This window comes from Pantoea latae (assembly GCF_002077695.1).
GTDB classification, from domain to species: Bacteria; Pseudomonadota; Gammaproteobacteria; order Enterobacterales; family Enterobacteriaceae; genus Pantoea; species Pantoea latae.
In genome coordinates this window covers 93264-112016 of record NZ_MWUE01000017.1, presented here as the reverse complement: position 1 = coordinate 112016, position 18753 = coordinate 93264, and the positions used below count along the sequence as shown (strand labels likewise).

At 60.0% G+C, this 18753-nt stretch carries 14 protein-coding genes and 1 riboswitch; of the genes, 12 read left to right on the top strand and 2 right to left on the bottom strand.

Features of this window, described 5'->3' with window-relative positions; all coding sequences use genetic code 11:
- Window positions 1–98 precede the first annotated feature (98 nt).
- Window positions 99–1424 (top strand): APC family permease, encoded by a 1326-nt coding sequence (locus B2J69_RS11960; protein WP_081139512.1) that lies wholly within the window; start codon window positions 99–101, stop codon window positions 1422–1424.
- 59 nt (window positions 1425–1483) lie between these two features.
- Entirely contained in the window at window positions 1484–2911 is a 1428-nt protein-coding gene (locus B2J69_RS11955; protein ID WP_081139511.1) for an NAD(P)/FAD-dependent oxidoreductase, read from the top strand.
- Window positions 2912–2951: 40 nt separating this feature from the next.
- Here B2J69_RS11955 and B2J69_RS11950 read toward each other — a convergent pair whose 3' ends face one another.
- Both B2J69_RS11950 and B2J69_RS11945 read right to left on the bottom strand, forming a co-directional pair.
- On the bottom strand, window positions 2952–3968 hold the full coding sequence (locus B2J69_RS11950; protein ID WP_081139510.1) for a LacI family DNA-binding transcriptional regulator: 1017 nt from the start codon (window positions 3966–3968) through the stop codon (window positions 2952–2954).
- A gap of 65 nt (window positions 3969–4033) precedes the next feature.
- Window positions 4034–5533: a PTS transporter subunit EIIC gene (locus B2J69_RS11945; RefSeq protein WP_081139509.1), complete on the bottom strand. Its 1500-nt coding sequence runs from the start codon at window positions 5531–5533 to the stop codon at window positions 4034–4036.
- Between the two features lie 347 nt (window positions 5534–5880).
- Window positions 5881–5979, top strand: a riboswitch (guanidine-I (ykkC/yxkD leader).
- 60 nt (window positions 5980–6039) lie between these two features.
- On the opposite strand from B2J69_RS11945, the gene B2J69_RS11940 reads away from it, so the two are divergent.
- The 10 genes from B2J69_RS11940 to B2J69_RS11900 all read left to right on the top strand — a co-directional run bounded on the left by B2J69_RS11940 (window position 6040) and on the right by B2J69_RS11900 (window position 18663).
- A complete protein-coding gene (locus B2J69_RS11940) occupies window positions 6040–7098 on the top strand; it encodes a putative urea ABC transporter substrate-binding protein (RefSeq protein WP_081139508.1) in 1059 nt (352 codons plus the stop codon).
- Window positions 7099–7119: 21 nt separating this feature from the next.
- On the top strand, window positions 7120–7935 hold the full coding sequence (locus tag B2J69_RS11935) for an ABC transporter permease (protein WP_081139507.1): 816 nt from the start codon (window positions 7120–7122) through the stop codon (window positions 7933–7935).
- Window positions 7932–8711 carry an ABC transporter ATP-binding protein gene (locus tag B2J69_RS11930; RefSeq protein ID WP_081139506.1) on the top strand — a complete coding sequence of 260 codons (780 nt, stop codon included), beginning with the start codon at window positions 7932–7934 and terminating at the stop codon, window positions 8709–8711. Before B2J69_RS11935 ends, B2J69_RS11930 begins: the two co-directional genes overlap by 4 nt.
- A gap of 3 nt (window positions 8712–8714) precedes the next feature.
- Window positions 8715–9443 carry an urea amidolyase associated protein UAAP1 gene (locus tag B2J69_RS23630; RefSeq protein ID WP_094078505.1) on the top strand — a complete coding sequence of 243 codons (729 nt, stop codon included), beginning with the start codon at window positions 8715–8717 and terminating at the stop codon, window positions 9441–9443.
- Window positions 9444–9455: 12 nt separating this feature from the next.
- Complete coding sequence (locus B2J69_RS23625; RefSeq protein WP_094078504.1) at window positions 9456–10091, top strand: urea amidolyase associated protein UAAP2; 636 nt, start codon at window positions 9456–9458, stop codon at window positions 10089–10091.
- A gap of 133 nt (window positions 10092–10224) precedes the next feature.
- Window positions 10225–13830: an urea carboxylase gene (uca, locus tag B2J69_RS11920; RefSeq protein ID WP_081139505.1), complete on the top strand. Its 3606-nt coding sequence runs from the start codon at window positions 10225–10227 to the stop codon at window positions 13828–13830.
- Window positions 13831–13944: 114 nt separating this feature from the next.
- Entirely contained in the window at window positions 13945–14967 is a 1023-nt protein-coding gene (locus B2J69_RS11915; RefSeq protein ID WP_081139504.1) for a LacI family DNA-binding transcriptional regulator, read from the top strand.
- Between the two features lie 144 nt (window positions 14968–15111).
- Window positions 15112–16563, top strand: a complete 1452-nt coding sequence (locus B2J69_RS11910) for a sugar porter family MFS transporter (RefSeq protein ID WP_081139503.1) — start codon at window positions 15112–15114, stop codon at window positions 16561–16563.
- Window positions 16560–17483: a TIM barrel protein gene (locus tag B2J69_RS11905; protein ID WP_081139502.1), complete on the top strand. Its 924-nt coding sequence runs from the start codon at window positions 16560–16562 to the stop codon at window positions 17481–17483. Before B2J69_RS11910 ends, B2J69_RS11905 begins: the two co-directional genes overlap by 4 nt.
- Before the next feature lie 10 nt (window positions 17484–17493).
- On the top strand, window positions 17494–18663 hold the full coding sequence (locus tag B2J69_RS11900) for a Gfo/Idh/MocA family protein (protein ID WP_081139501.1): 1170 nt from the start codon (window positions 17494–17496) through the stop codon (window positions 18661–18663).
- Window positions 18664–18753 lie beyond the last annotated feature (90 nt).

The window sequence follows — 18753 nt, the reverse complement described above, 5'->3', positions numbered from 1 at the left end:
CTGAGCCGCCGCCCGTTAAAGGCCAGGCATCTGTTTAATTTTTTCCATGCAGCAGAGGTTAAAAGTCATCTAACTGAACGTCTGAGTGAGAGATTGCCATGAGATTAAAAGAGACCAATAAGGCCGGCCTGTCATTATGGCAGGTTGTGATTATCGGCATCGCCTATATGACGCCAATGACGGTATTTGATACTTTTGGTATCGTGTCAAATATAACAGAAGGACGCGTACCACTTGCCTATCTGTTAGCGCTGGCAGCGGTATTACTGACGGCAATAAGCTATGGCAGAATGGTTCGCCTGCACCCCTCGTCGGGATCGGCCTACACCTATACTAAAAAGGTGTGCGGCGATAAATCGGGCTTTATCGTCGGCTGGTCTTCCCTGCTGGATTATGTTTTCCTTCCGATGATTAATTCACTGCTGGCCGGGATCTATTTACAGACTCTGTTGCCAGAGGTGCCGGTATGGCTCTCTATTTTAGTTTTTACCGCACTGGTGACCTTTGTTAACTGCTGCAACATCAAAACGCTGGCAAACGCCAACTTTATTTTTGTCGGCATTCCGGTGATCCTGATGGGTGTGTTTATCTATTTCGTGATCCACAACATTCTCAGGGATTATGGCGACAGCCACCTTTACACCACGCAACCCTTATTCAATGGGCACACCAGCATTATCCCCTTGATAAGCGGCGCGGCGGTGCTGTGCTTCTCCTTTCTGGGCTTTGACGCCGTCACCACGCTGACGGATGAAACCAAAAGCCCGGTCAGCACCATACCCAAAGCCGTGTTTTACACCGCCCTGAGCGGAGGCTGCATCTTCTTTGTCGCCGCATGGTTTATTCAGCTTTACTTCCCGGACAACTCCCATTTTAAGAATCCCATGGAAGCGCTGCCGGAAATTGTGTTAAATGTTGGCGGCAAATTGTTTCAAACGCTGTTTCTTATTGCGATATTGCTAAATACTTTCGCCTCGGCTCTCGCTTCCCATGCCAGCGCCGCCAGACTGTTGCATATCATGGGGAAAAATAATCAGTTAACCCACCGCTTTTTTGGCTATCTGCATCCGGAAAATAATAACCCGGTCTACTGTATTTTATTGATCGGCCTGGTCTCGCTGACCTCGATATTTATTCAGCTTGATACGGCCGTCTCGCTCATCAGCTTTGGCGCGCTGGTGGCTTTTAGCGCCGTCAACCTGTCGGTCATTATCCACTTTGCCTTTAAGGAAAAGGATAACCGCGGCATCAGGCAAATCTTCTGCAATATACTCCTGCCGCTGGCAGGGCTGGGCTGCGTCGCCCTGATGTGGGTTAATCTGAGCTTTGACGCCTTTATATTAGGCGCCACCTGGGCAACTCTGGGCCTGGGCTGGATTGTTTACTGTAACGTCACCAAAAAAGAGATCGCTATTTCTGAATAACCCTGTTTTGCATTCACAGTGACCTTGCCTGTGGTAAATTCTACTAACTGAGATAATGTATGAGTGGAAATAAAAAATTAATCAAACCTGAATTAATATCTGACGCGCAAACCTCCATGATCAGCCATGCCGATCCCGATGGAGACTGGAACTGGGTCAGAAATAAAGATGATACGCAAATCAGCGATCCTGGAAACCCAGCAAATTACTACGAGTCGACACTTGCCCCCTGGATCGACTTCCCCTCTTTAACAAAAGAGCAAGAGTGTGAACTCGTAGTGATCGGTGGCGGACTGCTTGGCGCGTCGACCGCGCTGCATCTTTCTGAAGCGGGTATCGATACCATCCTGCTGGAAAAGAACACCATCGGTTCTGGCGCTTCAGGACGCAATGGCGGACAGCTCACGCCCGGCCTGGCGCGCTGGGAAGCGGAGTCCATGATCGAGAATCTCAGCTTCGAAGAGGCGAAACGGCTATGGCACTTTACCTCAACCGAAGCGATGACGCTGATTGACGAAATAGCCTGCCGTTACGACTTAAATTTCGATCGTCATCACGGCCATATTACCGCCGCCGTTCATCCTGGCCATATGAATGCGCTGGTACAGGGCGTTGATGCCAGGAAATTCCTCGGAGAGGATAATGTCGACGTGCTTGGCAGCTATGAGCTACAGGCGCATATCAATTCCGATCTCTATTATGGCGGCGTGCTGGATAATCTGGGCGGTCAGGTGCACTCACTGGCCCTGAATCGCGGGCTGGTTTATGGCTTCGTGAAAAATGGCGGCAGCGTCTATGAACATAGCGAGGTCATTAAGATTGAGCAAACAGGCAGCGGCACCCGCGTTATCACCCCGGGAGGGGTGATCAACGCGAAAAAAGGGGTGGTGATTGCGGTACATGACGCCACCCATAAGCTGCTCGACGAAAACAGAGAAACGACGATCCCGTTTTATACCTATGTCGGCGTGACCTCGCCCGTGGAAGGCGGTTCGCGAACCTTACTGCCAACGGGCAAACCGGTTTACGATACGCAGCTGCAAATCGATTATTACCGCCCGGTGCGCAATGAAAGGATACTCTTTGGCGGCCAGGGAACCGGGCTGCGCTGGGATGACAGTAAAACCGTCGACTATTTAACCTCGCGTATTCGCGCCGTTTTTCCCGACAGAGAAGATATCCAGCTCGATTTCGCCTGGAGCGGCACCACTGACCTGACCCTGAACGGCGCGACGGACTGCCGCAGAAACGGCAATATTTATTCGGTGCACGGCTGGAGTGGTCATGGCATCGCGCAAACCGTCAGGATCGGCAAAGCAATTAAAGATGATATCCTCAATGCCAATAAAGATTTTGCTATGCTGACCGCCATCAAGCACACGCCGTTGATGATAGGCCGCGCGCTGGCGCCGGTGGCGATCCCGCTCGCCAAAACCCTGTTAGGGATCAGCACCAAAATTGCCCCAGGCAAGATGATCTCCTTCTAAAACGCGCCTGCCGCTGCGGCGGCAGGTTTTGCCGTTTTTCCTACGCCGACTCCCGCACCACCAGCTCCCCGCTCAGCAAAATGCGCTGTGCCGGCAGATTGGGCGTTTTAACCTGACTGATAATCAGCTCTGCCGCCTGTCGGCCGGTTTCTTCGCTGGCGGAGGAGACATAAGAGAGTGACGGCGAGGTGAGATTGACATGCAGCATATCTTCAAAGCCCATCAGCGCCACCTGCTGCGTCAGAAACAGATCCTTGCCCAGCGTGCGTCCGACCTGATGGATACCGCTAATGGCGCCGATCAGCGCCGTTGGCGAGTGACACAGCAGCGCGGTAAAAGTGTTGTTTTTTTCCAGCAGCTGGCGCGTCGCCTGGCTGGCGGCAAAGGTATCTTCGCTGCAGGCGGGCGACGCCTCCTCCTTCAGCACAATGCCGTGCTGCTGCAGGCTGGCGCGAAATCCCTGCAGCCGCTGCAGGCGCAGCAGGCAGTCCGCCTCTCCGCCGATGTAGCCGATATTGCGGTGCCCGCGCTCCAGCAGATAGCGCGTTGCCAGCGCGGCAGCCTGGCGGTTGTCGCGCATCACCAGATTGCACGCCTCGTCGATCAGCGTCTGGGAGACGACAACCAGCGGCAGCGCGCACTGCCGCAGCGGTGCCGGCAGCGCACCGTGCCGGGTGTCGGAGGTGAGGTAAATCACGCCCGCCACGCCCTGCTGATGAAAAGAGAGCAGGCAGCGTTCCAGGCCGTCACGGTTATCCTGCGGCTGGCCAAGAAACACCATAAACCCCTGCTTCTCCAGCGACATGACGATGCTTGCCATCACTTTGATGGCGTAGCTGTCGCTGAAGTCGCAGAGGATTAGCCCGATCAGATTAGAGGTGCTGGCGCGCAGGTTCGCCGCCGCCACGTTATGCACGTAGCCGAGCTGCTGAATCGCGGCCTGCACCTTTGTGATGGTCGCCTCAGAGATCTTGCCTTTTTGCCGCAGCACCAGCGAGACGGTAGAGACGGATACGCCCGCCTCTTTGGCGACATCGATGATGCTGACTTTTTTCAAACCTGCTCCTGAAAGGCTCATCCTGCTCTCTGCGTCTTATCTCCAGCGAACGCTGGAGATAATGGTTATTTCGCCAGCATGGTCTGCATGGTTTGCGCGATAAACTGCGCGCGGGCGCCGAAAATCACCTGAATGCCGGTATCACCGATAAAGACCACGCCACGCGCGCCCACGCCGTTAAGGCCATCTTTATCCACCAGCTCGCTTTTCACCACGTCGAGACGCAGGCGGGTGATACAGGATCCCACAGTATGAATATTTTGCGCCCCGCCAAGCAAGCCAATGATTTCCGTGGCGACCTCATTATCCGATTTATCGTTCACGCTGGCGGTGATCTGGGTGCGTCCTGGGGTTTTGATATCCAGACGGCGGATCACATAGCGGAAGGTGAAGTAGTAAATCAGCCCCATCGGCACGCCGATGATCACGGCGTTCAGATAGTGGGTCTGGTAGCCGTTGAAAGAGGGCAGGATGCCAAACGACAGGTAGTCGATAAAGCCGGCGGAGAAGGATTTCGCGATATGCGCATGCAGCAGGTACATCATCATGTAGGCGAGGCCTGCCATGATGGCGTTAAAGACGTAGAGCACCGGCGCCACGAAGATAAAGGTAAATTCAACCGGCTCGGTGATGCCGGTTAAAAAGCAGGTCAGCGCGGCGGAAAAGAGGATCCCGGCGGCGATTTTCTTATTGGCGCTGTGCGCTTCGTGATACATGGCCAGACAGGCGGCGGGCAGCGCGAACAGCATCAGCGGAAACTCCCCCTGCATAAACTTACCGGCGTTCTGGTAGGTGTCGCTGCTGAAGGATTTGACGCCCTCTTCCAGCATCTTAAACCAGATGGTTTGATCGCCATGAATAACCTGCCCGGCATGGGTGGTGTAGTCGCCGAACGAGTACCAGAACGAGGGATACCAGATGTGATGCAGGCCGAGCGGTATTAGCGCGCGCTCCACCAGCCCGAAGATAAAGGTAGACGCCGCCTGGTTGTCGCCGTTCACCATCACCGATAGCGCGTCGATGCCGGACTGAATATGCTGCCAGACATAGGGCAGCAGCAGCCCCATTAAAAAGGACAAACAGGCGGTGGCGATAGCGACAAAGCGTTTGCCGGAGAAGAAGCCGAGAAACTCAGGCAGCTGCAGCGTGTGGAAGCGGTTATAGCACCAGGCGGCGAGAATGCCGCAGAGCAGGCCGCCGAACACCCCCATTTGCAGCGTCGGGATCCCCACCACCATGACATATTTTCCCCCTTGCGACGCCATTTCCGGGGTAATGTCCATCACCGTGCCGATGGTGATATTGGTGACGAAGACCGACACCGCCGCCGAGAGCGCCGCAATGCCCGACTCAGACGCCAGCCCCACCGCCGAGCCGATGGCGAACAGCATCGGCAGATTATCGAAGATCACGCCTCCGGCGTTCATCATCAGCGGCAAATGAAATTTGTCGCCGAACGCCAGCAGCAGGCCAGCGGCAGGCAGCAGCGAGATAGGCAGCATCAAAGCGCGACCTATCATCGACAATTTTGATAACGATTTGATCAATCCTGAGAACAGACTCATGCTGCTTTCCCCGATTTAAGACCCTGGAAGACACTTTTTAGGTGCTGTTATTGTGAGTAGAACGTTCTACTAAAACGTTCTACTCACTATTCGATAGAGTGGATCAAACAGGCAACTGAATTTTTGCCGTTACCCAAAGGATTTACTGATAGTTTGAAGTGGATCGTAAAAGTGCGCGGCCTCTGGCTGACGCCCGCTGATGGTGCACTGCCCGCCATCCGCGCCTCGTTATGGTGTGTCCCCGCCGCAACTTCAAATTAACCATATGAAAAATCACTGTTATTTTCCTGGCACACAAGTTGCTTATTCCATGCATTACGCAGCGCAACAGACAATCTGTGTTTGAAACAATAGCTGGCTAGGGTTCCGGTTCACCTAAGTGAACGTCTGGTCCGAGAGCTGGCGACCTCGACGAGGTTACACGGCGGGATAAAAGCCCGGGAGACAGCAGCACCTTGTGGTGTCGCGCTGCCCCTGCTTTTTTTGTGCCAACCCAGAGGTCAATGATGAAAATACGTCCGTTGCTCCACTCCCTCGCGCTCTCGCTGGCGCTGCTGACCACCTTCCCCTCTTTCGCGACGGTAAAAAAAGAGTTCACTGTCTGCTGGACCATCTACGCCGGCTGGATGCCATGGGGCGCCATCAGCAACGAAAAAATCATCGACAAATGGGCCGATAAATACGGTATCAAAATCCATATCGTCCAGCTCAACGACTATATCGAATCCATTAACCAGTACACCGCCGGCCAGTTCGACGGCTGCACCATGACCAACATGGATGCGTTAACCATCCCGGCGGCGGGCAGCGTTGACAGCACGGCGCTGATCGCCGGCAGCTACTCCGACGGCAACGACGGCATCGTGTTAAAGGGCGGCGGCAAAACCCTGGCCGATCTCAAGGGCATGCAGGTTTATCTGCCGGAGCTGTCTGTCTCACACTATCTGCTGGTGCGCGGGCTGGAGAAAGCGGGCCTGCAGGAGAAGGATGTGCAGGTAGTGAACACCTCTGATGCGGATATCGTCTCCGCCTTTGGCACGGACAACGTTCGGGCAGCGGTGGCGTGGAATCCGCAGCTCTCCGCCATTAAAAGCGCGCAGCAGACCACGGAAGTGTTCAGCTCTTCTCAGGTGCCGGGCGAACTGATCGACCTGATGGTCGTCAACACGCAAACCCTTGCGGATAACCCGGCGCTGGGCAAAGCGCTCACCGGCGCCTGGTTCGAGATGATGAGCAAAATGCAGGCGGGCGATGAAGCGGTGCTGAGCGCCATGGCCGCAGACGCCGGCACCGACCTCGCAGGCTACCGGGCGCAGCTTAAAACCACCCATCTGTTCTGGACGCCGGCCGACGCGCTCACCTTCGTCACCTCCGCCGATCTGCCGCACATCATGCAGCGCGTGGCGCAATTCTCTTTTGACAAAGGATTACTGGGCGAAGGGGCGCAAAGCGCCGAGGCCATCGGCATGCGCTTTCCCGGCAACGTGACGCAGGGCGATAGCGGCAATATCAAACTGCGCTTTGACGACAGCTTCCTGAAGATGGCCGCCGCGGGCGAACGCTAACGCCTGGCAACGGAGAGAGTTATGCGACATATCAATCGCCATCCCCGCCAGGGCATGCAGATCCTGCTGCTGCTGCTGCCCTTTGTGCTGATTGCCGCCGCCTGGTTTATGGGATCCGCCGTCCGGCTGGAGGCCAACCCGCACGACAAGCTGCTGCCCGGCCTGAGTCAGATGCTGGACGCGGTGCAGCGCATGGCCTTTACGCCCGATAAGCGCAGCGGCGACTACCTGCTGTGGACGGATACCGCCTACAGCCTGCTGCGTCTGCTGACCGGCCTGGCCATCTCGGCGCTGCTCGGGCTAAGCATCGGCATTATGGCGGGCGTTTTTCCCCTGATCCGCGCCTCGCTGTCGCCGCTGATGACGGTGATCTCCATGATCCCGCCGCTGGCGATTTTGCCGATGCTGTTTATCGTCTTCGGTCTGGATGAGCTGTCAAAGGTGATGCTGATCGTTATCGGCATCACGCCGATGCTGGCGCGCGATCTGGAGCAGCGCGCGCGTGAAATCCCGGCGGAGCTGTTTATCAAGGCGCAAACCCTCGGCGCCAACAGCTGGACGCTGGTGCTGCGCGTGGTGCTACCGCAGCTGCTGTCGCGGTTAATCACCTCGCTGCGTCTGCTGCTCGGCTCGGCGTGGCTGTTCCTGATCTCGGCGGAGGCGATCTCCGCCACCGCCGGCCTCGGCTACCGCATCTTCCTGGTGCGCCGCTATATGGCGATGGACGTCATTATCCCCTATGTCATCTGGATCACCCTGCTCGCCTGGCTGATGGATCTGACGCTGCGCCAGCTGCACAAACGCTGCTTTCCCTGGGCGGAAGGAGGTCGGGCATGAGCTTTATCACCATCAACAATCTCTGGCAGGAGTACGGGGACCATACCGTGCTGGAGCGGATCAACCTGCAGGTTAACGCCGGGGAGTTCTGCTCGATGGTGGGCGCATCCGGCTGCGGCAAATCGACCTTTCTGCGCCTGCTGCTGGGTCAGGAGCGTCCGAGCCGCGGCGAAATTACGCTGGACGGCGCGCCGCTCAGCGCCGAACCGGATCGCCATCGCGGCGTGGTCTTCCAGCGCTACTCGGTGTTCCCGCATCTGAAGGTGCTGGATAACGTGGCGATCGGCCTCGAACTGCCGGCGTCGCCCTTGCTGGGCCGCCTGTTCGGTCGACGGAAACAGGCGGCGCGCGAGCAGGCGGCGCAGATGCTCGATCGCGTCGGCCTGAGTCACGCGCTGGATAAGTATCCCGCTCAGCTTTCCGGCGGCATGCAGCAGCGGCTGGCGATCGCCCAGGCCTTTATGATGCAGCCGCGTGTGCTGCTGCTGGACGAACCCTTCGGCGCGCTCGATCCTGGCATTCGCAAAGAGATGCACACCCTGCTGCTGCAGCTGTGGCACGAAACCCGCATGACGGTGTTTATGGTGACCCATGACCTGGCCGAGGGTTTCAATCTGGGCACCCGGCTGCTGGTGTTCGATAAGGTGCGCCACGATCCGCAGGCGCCCAACGCGTACGGCGCGCGCATCACCTATGACATTCCCCTCAATGAAACCCGCCTGTCGCAGATGCGATCCGCCAGCGGCGACAGCAATGTGTACGCACTAAGGAGTTAGACGATGACGCAACTTTTTCACTCCGCCCCTTCCCTGCGCGAAGAGCGCGTACCGGGCGGTGGCCACACGTCGTTTATTTTACGGCGCGGGCAGATCCTGCGCATGACCGATATTGAAGGCGGCGGCAACGTCAGCATGATGATGCTCAATCCGCATGAAAAGAGCGAAAGGCTGAATCTGCCGGACACCCTGAAGGGCCAGCACACCGCGCGCCTGACGGCCGGACACTGCTTCTATTCCGATATGGGACGCGTGCTGGCCGGTATTCTGGTCGACAGCTGCGGCTGGCACGATCCGTTCGGCGGCGTGCTGAACGCGCAGGAAACCCAGGAAAAATATGGCGCCGGCCGCTATCAGGATCTGCGCAACGCCTTTTACCGCAACGGCACCGATAACCTGCTGGTGGAGATGGGCAAATGGGATCTGCGCCAGGAGGATCTGCTGATGGTGGTCAACTTTTTCAGCAAGGTCACGGTAGAGAGCAGCGGCCGCTTCACCTTCTGCGCCGACCATGCGGCGCCGGGCAGCGTTGTCGAGCTGTTCGCGCCCATGGATGTGCTGATCGTCCTGACGGCGCTGCCGCATCCGCTCGATCCCGCCGCCGTTTATGCGCCGCGCCCGGTGCAGCTCAGCTGGTATCAGGCGGACAGCGAGCAGGCGGCGCTTCAGGCGCTGCATACCCGTCCGGAAAATGTGCGCGCGCTGACCAATACCGCGCAGTTTGTACGCTAACAGGAGCCAGCAATGAATCTTGTCACCAGTAATCTCAATCCGGCGGATGCGCTGTTCCGCCACGTTATCCCGGCTGGCGAACCCTTTCTGTTCGAGCTGAAAGAGGGGCAGACGCTGCGCCTGGTCGACCTCGAAGGCAATCAGGCGATCGACACCCTGTTCTACCACGCCAGCGAGCCGCGCGAACGCTACGATGCGCAGCGCACCCTGCGTCGTCAGGGCAACGCCTATCTTAGCGCCGGCAGCGTGCTCTACTCCTGCTTCGGCAATCCGCTGCTGACCATCGTGGCGGACACCTGCGGACGCCACGATACGCTGGGCGGCGCCTGCTCGCAGGAGAGCAACACCGTGCGCTACCACGCGGACACGCGCTATATGCACAGCTGCCGCGACAATTTCCTCTGTGCCTGCCTGCACGACGGCCGCCTGCAAAAGCGCGACATCGGCGCCAACATCAACTTCTTTATGAACGTGCCGGTCACGCCGGAAGGCGGGCTGACGTTTGAGGACGGCATCTCAGCGGCGGGCAAATATGTCGAGCTGCGCGCCCACTGCGACGTCATCGTGCTGATCTCCAACTGCCCGCAGCTGAATAACCCCTGCAACGGCTGGAACCCGACGCCGGCCGAGGTGCTGGTATGGAATTAACACGCTGCCCGTCTTCTCTTTTGGTGTAACCCGCTCTCTTCCGCGCCCGCCCCAGGCATCCGGCCGGCCCTGAGGACGACCTCAGGGAAAACGAATTTTTGCGGGACGACCCGCCAAAATGCGAGTGCATGCTATGTTCAGCAAACTGCTTATTGCCAATCGCGGCGCGATCGCCTGCCGCATTCTTCGCACCCTGCGCGCGATGCAGGTTCAGGGCGTCGCCGTCTATTCAGAGGCCGATCTCAGCAGCCTGCACCTGCGCGAGGCGGATGAGGCGATCAGCCTCGGCGAGGGCGCGGCGGCGCAAACCTATCTGGCGATCGAGAAAATTATCGCCGCGGCGCGTCGCGTTGGCGCCACCGCTATCCATCCTGGCTACGGCTTTTTATCGGAGAACGCGGCGTTTGCCGAAGCGTGCGAAGCGGCGGGCATCGCCTTCGTCGGGCCGACCCCGCAGCAGCTGCGCACCTTCGGGCTGAAACACACTGCCCGCGCGCTGGCGAAAGCGCACGGCGTGCCGATGCTGGAAGGCACGGCGCTGCTGGCCGACAGTGGAGAAGCGTGCCTGGCGGCGGAAACGATCGGCTATCCGGTGATGCTGAAAAGCACCGCTGGCGGCGGCGGCATCGGCATGCGCGTCTGCGACAACGCCGAGGCGCTGACGGAGGCGTTCGACGCGGTGCAGCGGCTGGGCCAGAACAACTTCAGCGACGCCGGGGTGTTTCTGGAGAAATATATCGCCCACGCGCGGCACCTGGAGGTGCAGATCTTCGGCGACGGCCAGGGCGAGGTGATCGCGCTGGGGGTTCGCGACTGCTCAATTCAACGCCGCAATCAAAAGGTTATCGAGGAAACGCCGGCGCCCGGCCTGCCGGCGGGCATGGACGAGGCGCTGTGCGCAGCGGCCGTGGCGCTCGGCCAGGCGGTCAGCTACCGCAGCGCGGGCACCGTCGAGTTTGTTTATGACAGCGCGGCCGAGCGCTTTTATTTTCTCGAGGTCAACACCCGCCTGCAGGTCGAGCACGGGGTCACGGAGCAGGTGTGGGGCGTCGACCTGGTGCGCTGGATGATTGAGCTGGCGGCGGGCGAGCTGCCACCGCTGCGCACGCTGATTGCCGGGCTGCGCCCGCGCGGCCACGCCATCCAGGCGCGTATTTATGCGGAAGATCCTGGCCGCCAGTTCCAGCCGTCGCCGGGCCTGCTGACCGAGGTGGTTTTCCCCGCCGCCGACGGCGACGCGCTGCGCATCGACCGCTGGATCGAGGCGGGCTGCGAGGTGCCGCCCTTTTTCGATCCGATGCTGGCGAAAGTCATCGCCTGGCGCGAGGACCGCGACAGCGCCATCGCCGCGCTGTCGGCGGCGCTGGCGTCAACGCGCCTCTACGGCGTGGAAACCAACCGCCATTATCTGCTGCAGATTCTGGCGTTCGCGCCCTTCAGCGAGGCCCGTCCCTGGACGCGCTGTCTGGAGCAGCTGACCTACCGCGCGGCCACCGTCGAGGTGCTGAGCGCAGGCACCCAGAGCAGCGTGCAGGATTATCCCGGTCGTCTCGGCTACTGGGCGGTGGGCGTTCCACCTTCCGGGCCGATGGACGACCGCGCCCTGCGGCTCGGCAACCGCCTGCTGGGCAATGCTGAAGGCGACGCGGCGCTGGAGATGACGCTGAACGGACCCGCTCTCCTGTTTAACACCGACGCGCTGGCGGTGATCAGCGGCGCGCCAGTCAGTGCGACGCTGGATGGCACGCCGCTGGAGATGAACACCGTTTTCCCCATTACGGCGGGATCCACGCTCAGAATGGGCGCGGTCACGGGCGCGGGCGTCAGAAGCTATCTCTGCCTGCGCGGCGGCATTCAGGTGCCCGACTATCTTGGCAGCAAAAGCACCTTTACCCTCGGGCAGTTCGGCGGCCATGCCGGGCGAGCGCTGCGCAGCGGCGATGTGCTTCATCTGGCGGAAACCGCGCATCAGGCCACTGGCGCAGCCTTGCCCGCCGCGCTGCACACCTCGCTCGACGCGCTGCGCACCCTGCGCGTGATCTATGGCCCGCACGGCGCGCCGGAGTTTTTCACCGACGCCTATATCACCACCTTTTTCGCCACCGACTGGGAAGTGCACTTTAACTCCAGCCGCACCGGCATCCGTCTGATCGGCCCTAAACCGCTCTGGGCGCGCGACAGCGGCGGCGAAGCGGGCCTGCATCCCTCAAATATCCATGACAACCCCTACGCCGTCGGCGCCGTTGATTTCACCGGCGATATGCCGGTGATCCTCGGGCCGGATGGCCCCAGCCTCGGCGGCTTCGTCTGCCCGGTAACGGTGATTGAGGCGGATCTCTGGCATCTCGGCCAGCTGAAAGCGGGCGACAAGGTGCGCTTTGTCGCGGTGGATCTGGCGACGGCGCGTCGGCTGGCGCAGGCGCGCCGCGTCGAGAGCGACACCCTGACGGCGGCCGAGGTTGACTGGCAGCCCGCCCCGCTGGTCTCACCCGTGGTGATGAGCTGCGGCGAGCGCGACAAGCGCCTGGTCGCGCGCCTGTCGGGCGACACCCATCTGCTGCTGGAAGCGGGCGACGCCGAGCTGGATCTGGTGCTGCGCTTTCGCATTCATGCGCTGATGCAGTCGCTGGAGCGCGCCGCGCTTGCCGGCATTATCGATCTCACGCCCGGCATTCGCTCTTTGCAGCTCCATTTTCAGCCGGAGCGGCTGCCGCTGACGACGCTGCTTGAGCAGGTGCAGCGCCACTGGCTTGCGGTGTGCGACAGCGACGATCTGCAGGTGCCGACACGTACCGTCCATCTGCCGCTGTCATGGGACGATCCCGCCTGTCGCCAGGCGATCGACAAATATATGACCACGGTGCGCCGCGACGCGCCCTGGTGCCCCAGCAACCTGGAGTTTATCCGCCGCATTAACGATCTGACCGACGAACAGGCGGTGTGGAACACGGTGTTCGACGCGAGTTATCTGGTCATGGGGCTGGGCGACGTCTATCTGGGCGCGCCGGTGGCGACGCCGCTCGATCCGCGTCATCGTCTGGTCACCACCAAATACAACCCGGCCCGCACCTGGACCGCAGAAAACTCGGTCGGCATCGGCGGCGCCTACCTTTGCGTGTACGGCATGGAAGGCCCTGGCGGCTACCAGTTCGTCGGTCGCACCCTGCAGATGTGGAATCGCTATCGCGACGTCGCCGATTTCGACGGCAAGCCCTGGCTGCTGCGCTTTTTCGACCAGCTGCGCTTTTATCCGGTCTCTGCGGAGGAGCTGCTGCAGATCCGCCGCGACTTCCCCCTTGGCCGCTATCCGCTGCGCATTGAGCACGGCACGCTGCGGCTGGCGGAGTATCAGCAGTTCCTGACAAACGAGGCGGAGAGCATCGCGGCGTTCCGCGACCATCAGCAGCGCGCCTTTAACGCCGAGCGCGAGCGCTGGATCGCCAGCGGCCAGGCGCATTTCGACAGCCAGGAGAGCCCGCCAGAGGCGGTGGACGAGCCGCCGCTGCGGCCGGGCGAACAGGCGGTGGAAAGCGCTATTTCGGGCAATCTGTGGCAGATAGCGGTGAAAGCGGGCAGCAAGGTGCGCGCGGGCGAGGTGATGATGATTCTGGAGTCGATGAAGATGGAGATCCCGCTGACCGCGCCCTGCGACGGGGTGATCCAGCAGATTGGCGTGCAGCCGGGATCGGCGGTGCGCGCCGGTCAGCGCGTCGCGGTGATCGTGGAGGCGACGCCCTGACCTCAATACGCTGAGGTCAGAGGTTTGCCGCTGGCGCAGGCCAGCGGCCGCCGATTTCCCCCGCCGCCCGATTTCAGGTAGCATGATAGTTATCTATCATTAAAGGGGAATAACATGAAAAAGCCCTCTATGTCTGACATTGCGAGAGAAGCGGGCGTCGGCGTCGCGACGGTGGATCGGGTGTTAAACCATCGCGCGCCGGTGCGGGATGGAACCCGTAAAAAGGTGCTGCAGGCGGCGGAGCGCCTCGGCTATGGCGAAGAGCTGTTTAAAGCCCTGCTGCGCGAAGAAGACGCCAGCACGCCTCCGGCGCGCATGGGGTTTATTCTGCTATCGCAGGATCACTCTTTTTATCGCACCTTCGCCGAGGCGTTAAGCCGTGCCGCCACGCAACGCGCGCATCCCGCGCCTGAGTTTTTAGGGTTCGATATTGAGGATGTGGAGCGCATGGTGCTTGCGCTTGAGTCGCTGGCGCAGCGGGTCGATATCATCGGCGTGGTGGCTCTCGATCATCCTCTGATACGCCACACCATCAAAAAAATCGCCGCTTCCGGCGTGCGGGTTTACGCCCTGTTCTCCGATTTTTCGCCTTGCGGCCATGCCGGCTATATCGGGCTGGACAACCAAAAAGCGGGCCGCACCGCCGGCTGGTTCGCTCATCGCCTGCTGGATAAAAACGGCGTGATCGGCGTGCTGCTCGGCGACCATCGCTTTAGCTGTCAGGAGAGCTGCGAAATCGGCTTCCGCTCCTATCTGCGCGAAAACAACAACGGCTACGTGGTGCTGGAGCCGCTGAAAACCCATGAAAGCGAGGCGGGTGGCTACGCAGCGACGCAGGCGTTGCTTAGCCAACACCCTGACCTGTCGATGATCTACGCCCCTTGTGGCGGCATCGAGGGCGTGATCGCCGCCATTAAAGAGAGCGGCAGGCGCAACATCAGGCTGCTGTGTCACGGACCTGTCGCCAATGGCGAACTGGCGCTCATCGACGGCGATATCGAAGTGATGATCCGCCATCCGCTGAATCAACTGGCCGAGACCATCGTGCACGCCTTTATCAACGATCTGCGCGAGCCGAACCTTAATGCAGTCAACATCACCGTGCCTTTCGAGCTGATCACGCGCGAAAACATGTAAAAGACGCGCCGCCTGAAAGATAGATATCTATCATTTTATGATAAAAATAAATCATGATCGATATCAGAAAATGAAATATTCATAGTTGTTGCGAATGAAATGTTTGTTTGATACTGCCTGCACTTCACACTGCAGGAGAACTCTATGCCACCCTCTCAACAGCGCCATAATATCGCCTATGTTATGTCGGTCTGCTGCGTCGCCGCGCTGGGCGGACTGCTGCTCGGCTACGACTCGTCGGTTATCTCGGGCGCCATTGAGCCGCTGAGCCAGCACTATCGCCTGTCGCCAGCGGAAACCGGCTGGGCGGTCTCAAACGTTATTATCGGCTGCGTGGTGGGATGTCTGGTGGCGGGACAGTGCGCGGATCGCTACGGGCGTAAGAAAACCCTGCTGCTGACCGCCGTGCTGTTTGTCGCCTCGGTCATCGGCACGGCGCTGGCGCCCGATTTCAAACTCTTCGTGCTGTTTCGCATCCTCGGCGGTTTGGGCATCGGCATGGCGTCGGTGGTCTCTCCGGTCTATATCGCCGAAGTGGCGCCGAAAGATTACCGCGGGCGCGCCATGACGATGCATATGATCTGCTGCGTCGGCGGCCAGGTGCTGGTGCTGCTGACCAACTATCTTATCGCCCGAGACGCCTCGCCGGAGTGGCTGAGTCAATCCGGCTGGCGCTGGATGTTGGGCTCCGCCTTCGTGCCCTGCTTTCTGTTTTTTATCTTTGTCAGCTTTATTCCCGAAACCCCGCGCTGGAACGTGATGGCAGGCCACGACGATCGCGCCCTGAAAACCCTGACCCGGATCTCATCCGCCGCCCATGCGCAGAATGTTCTGCGGGAAATCAAAGCCTCCTTGCCCTCCGCCACCGACGTCAGGCAACCGCGCGAAGCCGTGCGCTTTACCAAAAAGAACCTGGTTTTTCTGGTGATCGGCGTGGGGCTGGCGCTGTTCAACCAGCTGACCGGCATTAATGTCATTCAGTATTACGGCCCTTCGCTGCTGCGAAATATCACCGGCAGCATGCAGGAAGCGATGTTCATGACGATCTGGCTGGCCGTTATGCAGTTTATCGGTGTGCTGGTGGGGATGGCGCTGATCGATCGGCTGGGAAGAAAAATTTTACTTTCGGTGGGCTCCTGGGGCGCGGCGCTCTGTCTGACACTCACCTTCGTCCCGTTTTATAGCGGCGCGCAGGGCATGGCGTCCGTTATCGGCCTGTTCGGCTTTATGTTGATCTTCGGCGCCACCTGGGCGCAGGTGGTGTGGACGGTGATTGGCGAAATTTTTCCCAACCGGCTGCGCGCGACGGGGATGGGTTTCTCCATCAGCGCCATGTGGATCGCCAACTTTTTGGTCAGCCAGACCTTTCCCATGATGAATGAAAACCCCTGGCTGATGGCCCATTTCAGGGGCGGCTTTCCGCTGCTGATTTTCGCGGTGTGCTGCCTGATTTCCTGGGGCTTTGTGCGCAAATACCTGCCGGAAACCAAAGGCGTCGCGCTGGAAAAAATGGAGCAGCTGGTCCTTGACCGCTTTTCCCTGACGCCGGGTAATGCCTCGCATCCCTCTGTACAACCTGATGAGAAAACCTTATGACAATCATGATCGCCAACGCGCCCTGCAGCTGGGGTGTAGACGACCCTAACAATCCCTGGCTGCCGTCGTGGCAAAAAGTCCTGCATGAAGCGGCGCAGGCTGGCTACAAAAGCATTGAACTCGGCCCTTGGGGCTATCTTCCCACCCAGGCGGATGAGCTGGCGGATGCCCTTAACCAGCAGGGATTGTCGCTGGTGGCCGGCACCATTTTCGACGATCTGGTCAGCGAAGAGAACTTCCCGACGATGATGGCGCTGACGCATCAGATTTGCCGCAATCTCAGCGCGGTGCCGCGCGCCGAGCCGATACACGGCGAGAATGTTCCCGCGCCCTATCTGGTGCTGATCGACTTCGGCAATCCGCAGCGCGCCGCCCTGGCCGGACAGTCGGAAAAAGCGCCGCGCCTCTCCGCCGCCGACTGGCAAACCATGATGAAACACATCACGCTGCTCAGCGAGATCGCCTGGAACGAATATGGCGTTCGGCCGGTTATTCATCCTCATGCCGGCGGATGCATCGAGTATCAAGATGAGCTGGCGCAGCTGGTTCAGGACATTCCGCACTCTGTCGCCGGTCTCTGCCTCGACACCGGCCACCTCTACTACTCCGGCATGGATCCGCTGGCGGCGCTGGATAAATACTGGGCGCGCATCGACTACCTGCACTTCAAGGATATCAACGAGGCGGTGTGGCGCAGCGCCATCGCCGACGGGCTCGACTTTTTCACCGCCTGCGCGCGCGGCGTGATGTGCCCGCTTGGCAGCGGCGCCATTGACTATCCGCAGATACGTCAGTTTTTGCGGCAGCGTGAGTATCAGGGCTGGATCACCATCGAGCAGGAGCGCGATCCGCGTGATGCCGACACCAGCCTGCGCGACGTCACGGCCAGTCTGCACTATCTGCAATCGGTTGGATTTTGAGGAGAAAACAATGATTAACGGCATCAAACCTCTCGAACACTCGCTGCGCTGGGGCATGGTCGGCGGCGGCGGCACCAGCCAGATTGGCTATATCCACCGCTCGGCGGCGCTGCGCGACAATACGTTTACTCTGGTGGCGGGCGCCTTTGACATCGACGCGGCGCGCGGTGTGGCGTTCGGCACCGCCCTTGGCGTAGCGCCGGATCGCTGCTATCCCGACTACGAAAGCCTGTTTGCCGGGGAGGCCGCCCGGCCGGACGGCATACAGGCCGTCTCCGTGGCGACGCCGAACAACACGCACTTCGCCATTTGCCGGGCGGCGCTGCTGGCCGGCCTGCATGTGGTGTGCGAAAAACCGCTCTGCTTTACCGCGCAGGAGGCGGACGAGCTGGAACGCCTGAGCGTCGAGCGCAAAAAGATCGTCGGCGTCACCTATGGCTACGCCGGCCATCAGCTGATCCAGCAGGCGCGCGAGATGATCAGCGCAGGCGAGCTGGGCGATATCCGCATTATCAACATGCAGTTCGCCCACGGCTTCCATAACGAAGCGGTCGAGTTGCAAAACCCCAGCACCCGCTGGCGCGTCGATCCGCGTTTTGTTGGCCCCAGCTACGTGCTGGGCGATCTGGCGACTCACCCTCTTTTTATCGCCGAAACTATGGTGCCCGGACTCGAGGTGAAACGCCTGCTGTGCGCCCGCCAGAGCTTTATCGCCAGCCGCGCGCCGCTGGAGGATAACGCCTATGTTCTGATGGAGTTCAGCAACGGCGCGGTGGGAAGCATGTGGGCGTCTGCCGTCAACTGCGGCTCGATGCACGGGCAAAAAGTTCGTATCGTCGGCTCCCGCGCGAGCCTGGAGTGGTGGGATGAGCAGCCGAATCAGCTGCGCTATGAGGTGCAGGGCGAACCGGTGCGCATCCTTGAGCGGGGCATGGGCTATCTCGCGCCGCGCGCGCTGGAGGAGGATCGCATCGGCGGCGGCCACCCGGAAGGGCTGTTCGAAGCCTGGTCCAACCTTTATCGCCGTTTCGCGCTGGCGATGGATGCGACGGATCGCGGCGACGCCGCCTTTCTCAGCTCGTTCTGGTATCCCGACGTGCATGCCGGCCTGGCCGGAGTGCGCTGGGTAGAGAACTGCGTGCGCTCGGCAGAGGCGGGAGCGACGTGGGTGGAGTGCTAAAGCGCCGGGAGAGCCGGGCGAGTGGTCTCGCCCGGTGGCGCAAGACCGCTGTTTCTGTTACAAAAAAGGCATTCTGGCCGGCGTGACGCG

What these genes read in the sequence shown, in the direction of transcription:
- B2J69_RS11960 (WP_081139512.1), top strand. Translation starts at nt 99, where the DNA reads ATGAGATTAAAAGAGACCAATAAGGCCGGCCTGTCATTATGGCAGGTT.
- B2J69_RS11955 (WP_081139511.1), top strand. Translation starts at nt 1,484, where the DNA reads ATGAGTGGAAATAAAAAATTAATCAAACCTGAATTAATATCTGACGCG.
- B2J69_RS11945 (WP_081139509.1), bottom strand. Translation starts at nt 5,533, where the DNA reads ATGAGTCTGTTCTCAGGATTGATCAAATCGTTATCAAAATTGTCGATG.
- B2J69_RS11940 (WP_081139508.1), top strand. Translation starts at nt 6,040, where the DNA reads ATGAAAATACGTCCGTTGCTCCACTCCCTCGCGCTCTCGCTGGCGCTG.
- B2J69_RS11935 (WP_081139507.1), top strand. Translation starts at nt 7,120, where the DNA reads ATGCGACATATCAATCGCCATCCCCGCCAGGGCATGCAGATCCTGCTG.
- B2J69_RS11930 (WP_081139506.1), top strand. Translation starts at nt 7,932, where the DNA reads ATGAGCTTTATCACCATCAACAATCTCTGGCAGGAGTACGGGGACCAT.
- B2J69_RS23630 (WP_094078505.1), top strand. Translation starts at nt 8,715, where the DNA reads ATGACGCAACTTTTTCACTCCGCCCCTTCCCTGCGCGAAGAGCGCGTA.
- B2J69_RS23625 (WP_094078504.1), top strand. Translation starts at nt 9,456, where the DNA reads ATGAATCTTGTCACCAGTAATCTCAATCCGGCGGATGCGCTGTTCCGC.
- uca (WP_081139505.1), top strand. Translation starts at nt 10,225, where the DNA reads ATGTTCAGCAAACTGCTTATTGCCAATCGCGGCGCGATCGCCTGCCGC.
- B2J69_RS11915 (WP_081139504.1), top strand. Translation starts at nt 13,945, where the DNA reads ATGAAAAAGCCCTCTATGTCTGACATTGCGAGAGAAGCGGGCGTCGGC.
- B2J69_RS11910 (WP_081139503.1), top strand. Translation starts at nt 15,112, where the DNA reads ATGCCACCCTCTCAACAGCGCCATAATATCGCCTATGTTATGTCGGTC.
- B2J69_RS11905 (WP_081139502.1), top strand. Translation starts at nt 16,560, where the DNA reads ATGACAATCATGATCGCCAACGCGCCCTGCAGCTGGGGTGTAGACGAC.
- B2J69_RS11900 (WP_081139501.1), top strand. Translation starts at nt 17,494, where the DNA reads ATGATTAACGGCATCAAACCTCTCGAACACTCGCTGCGCTGGGGCATG.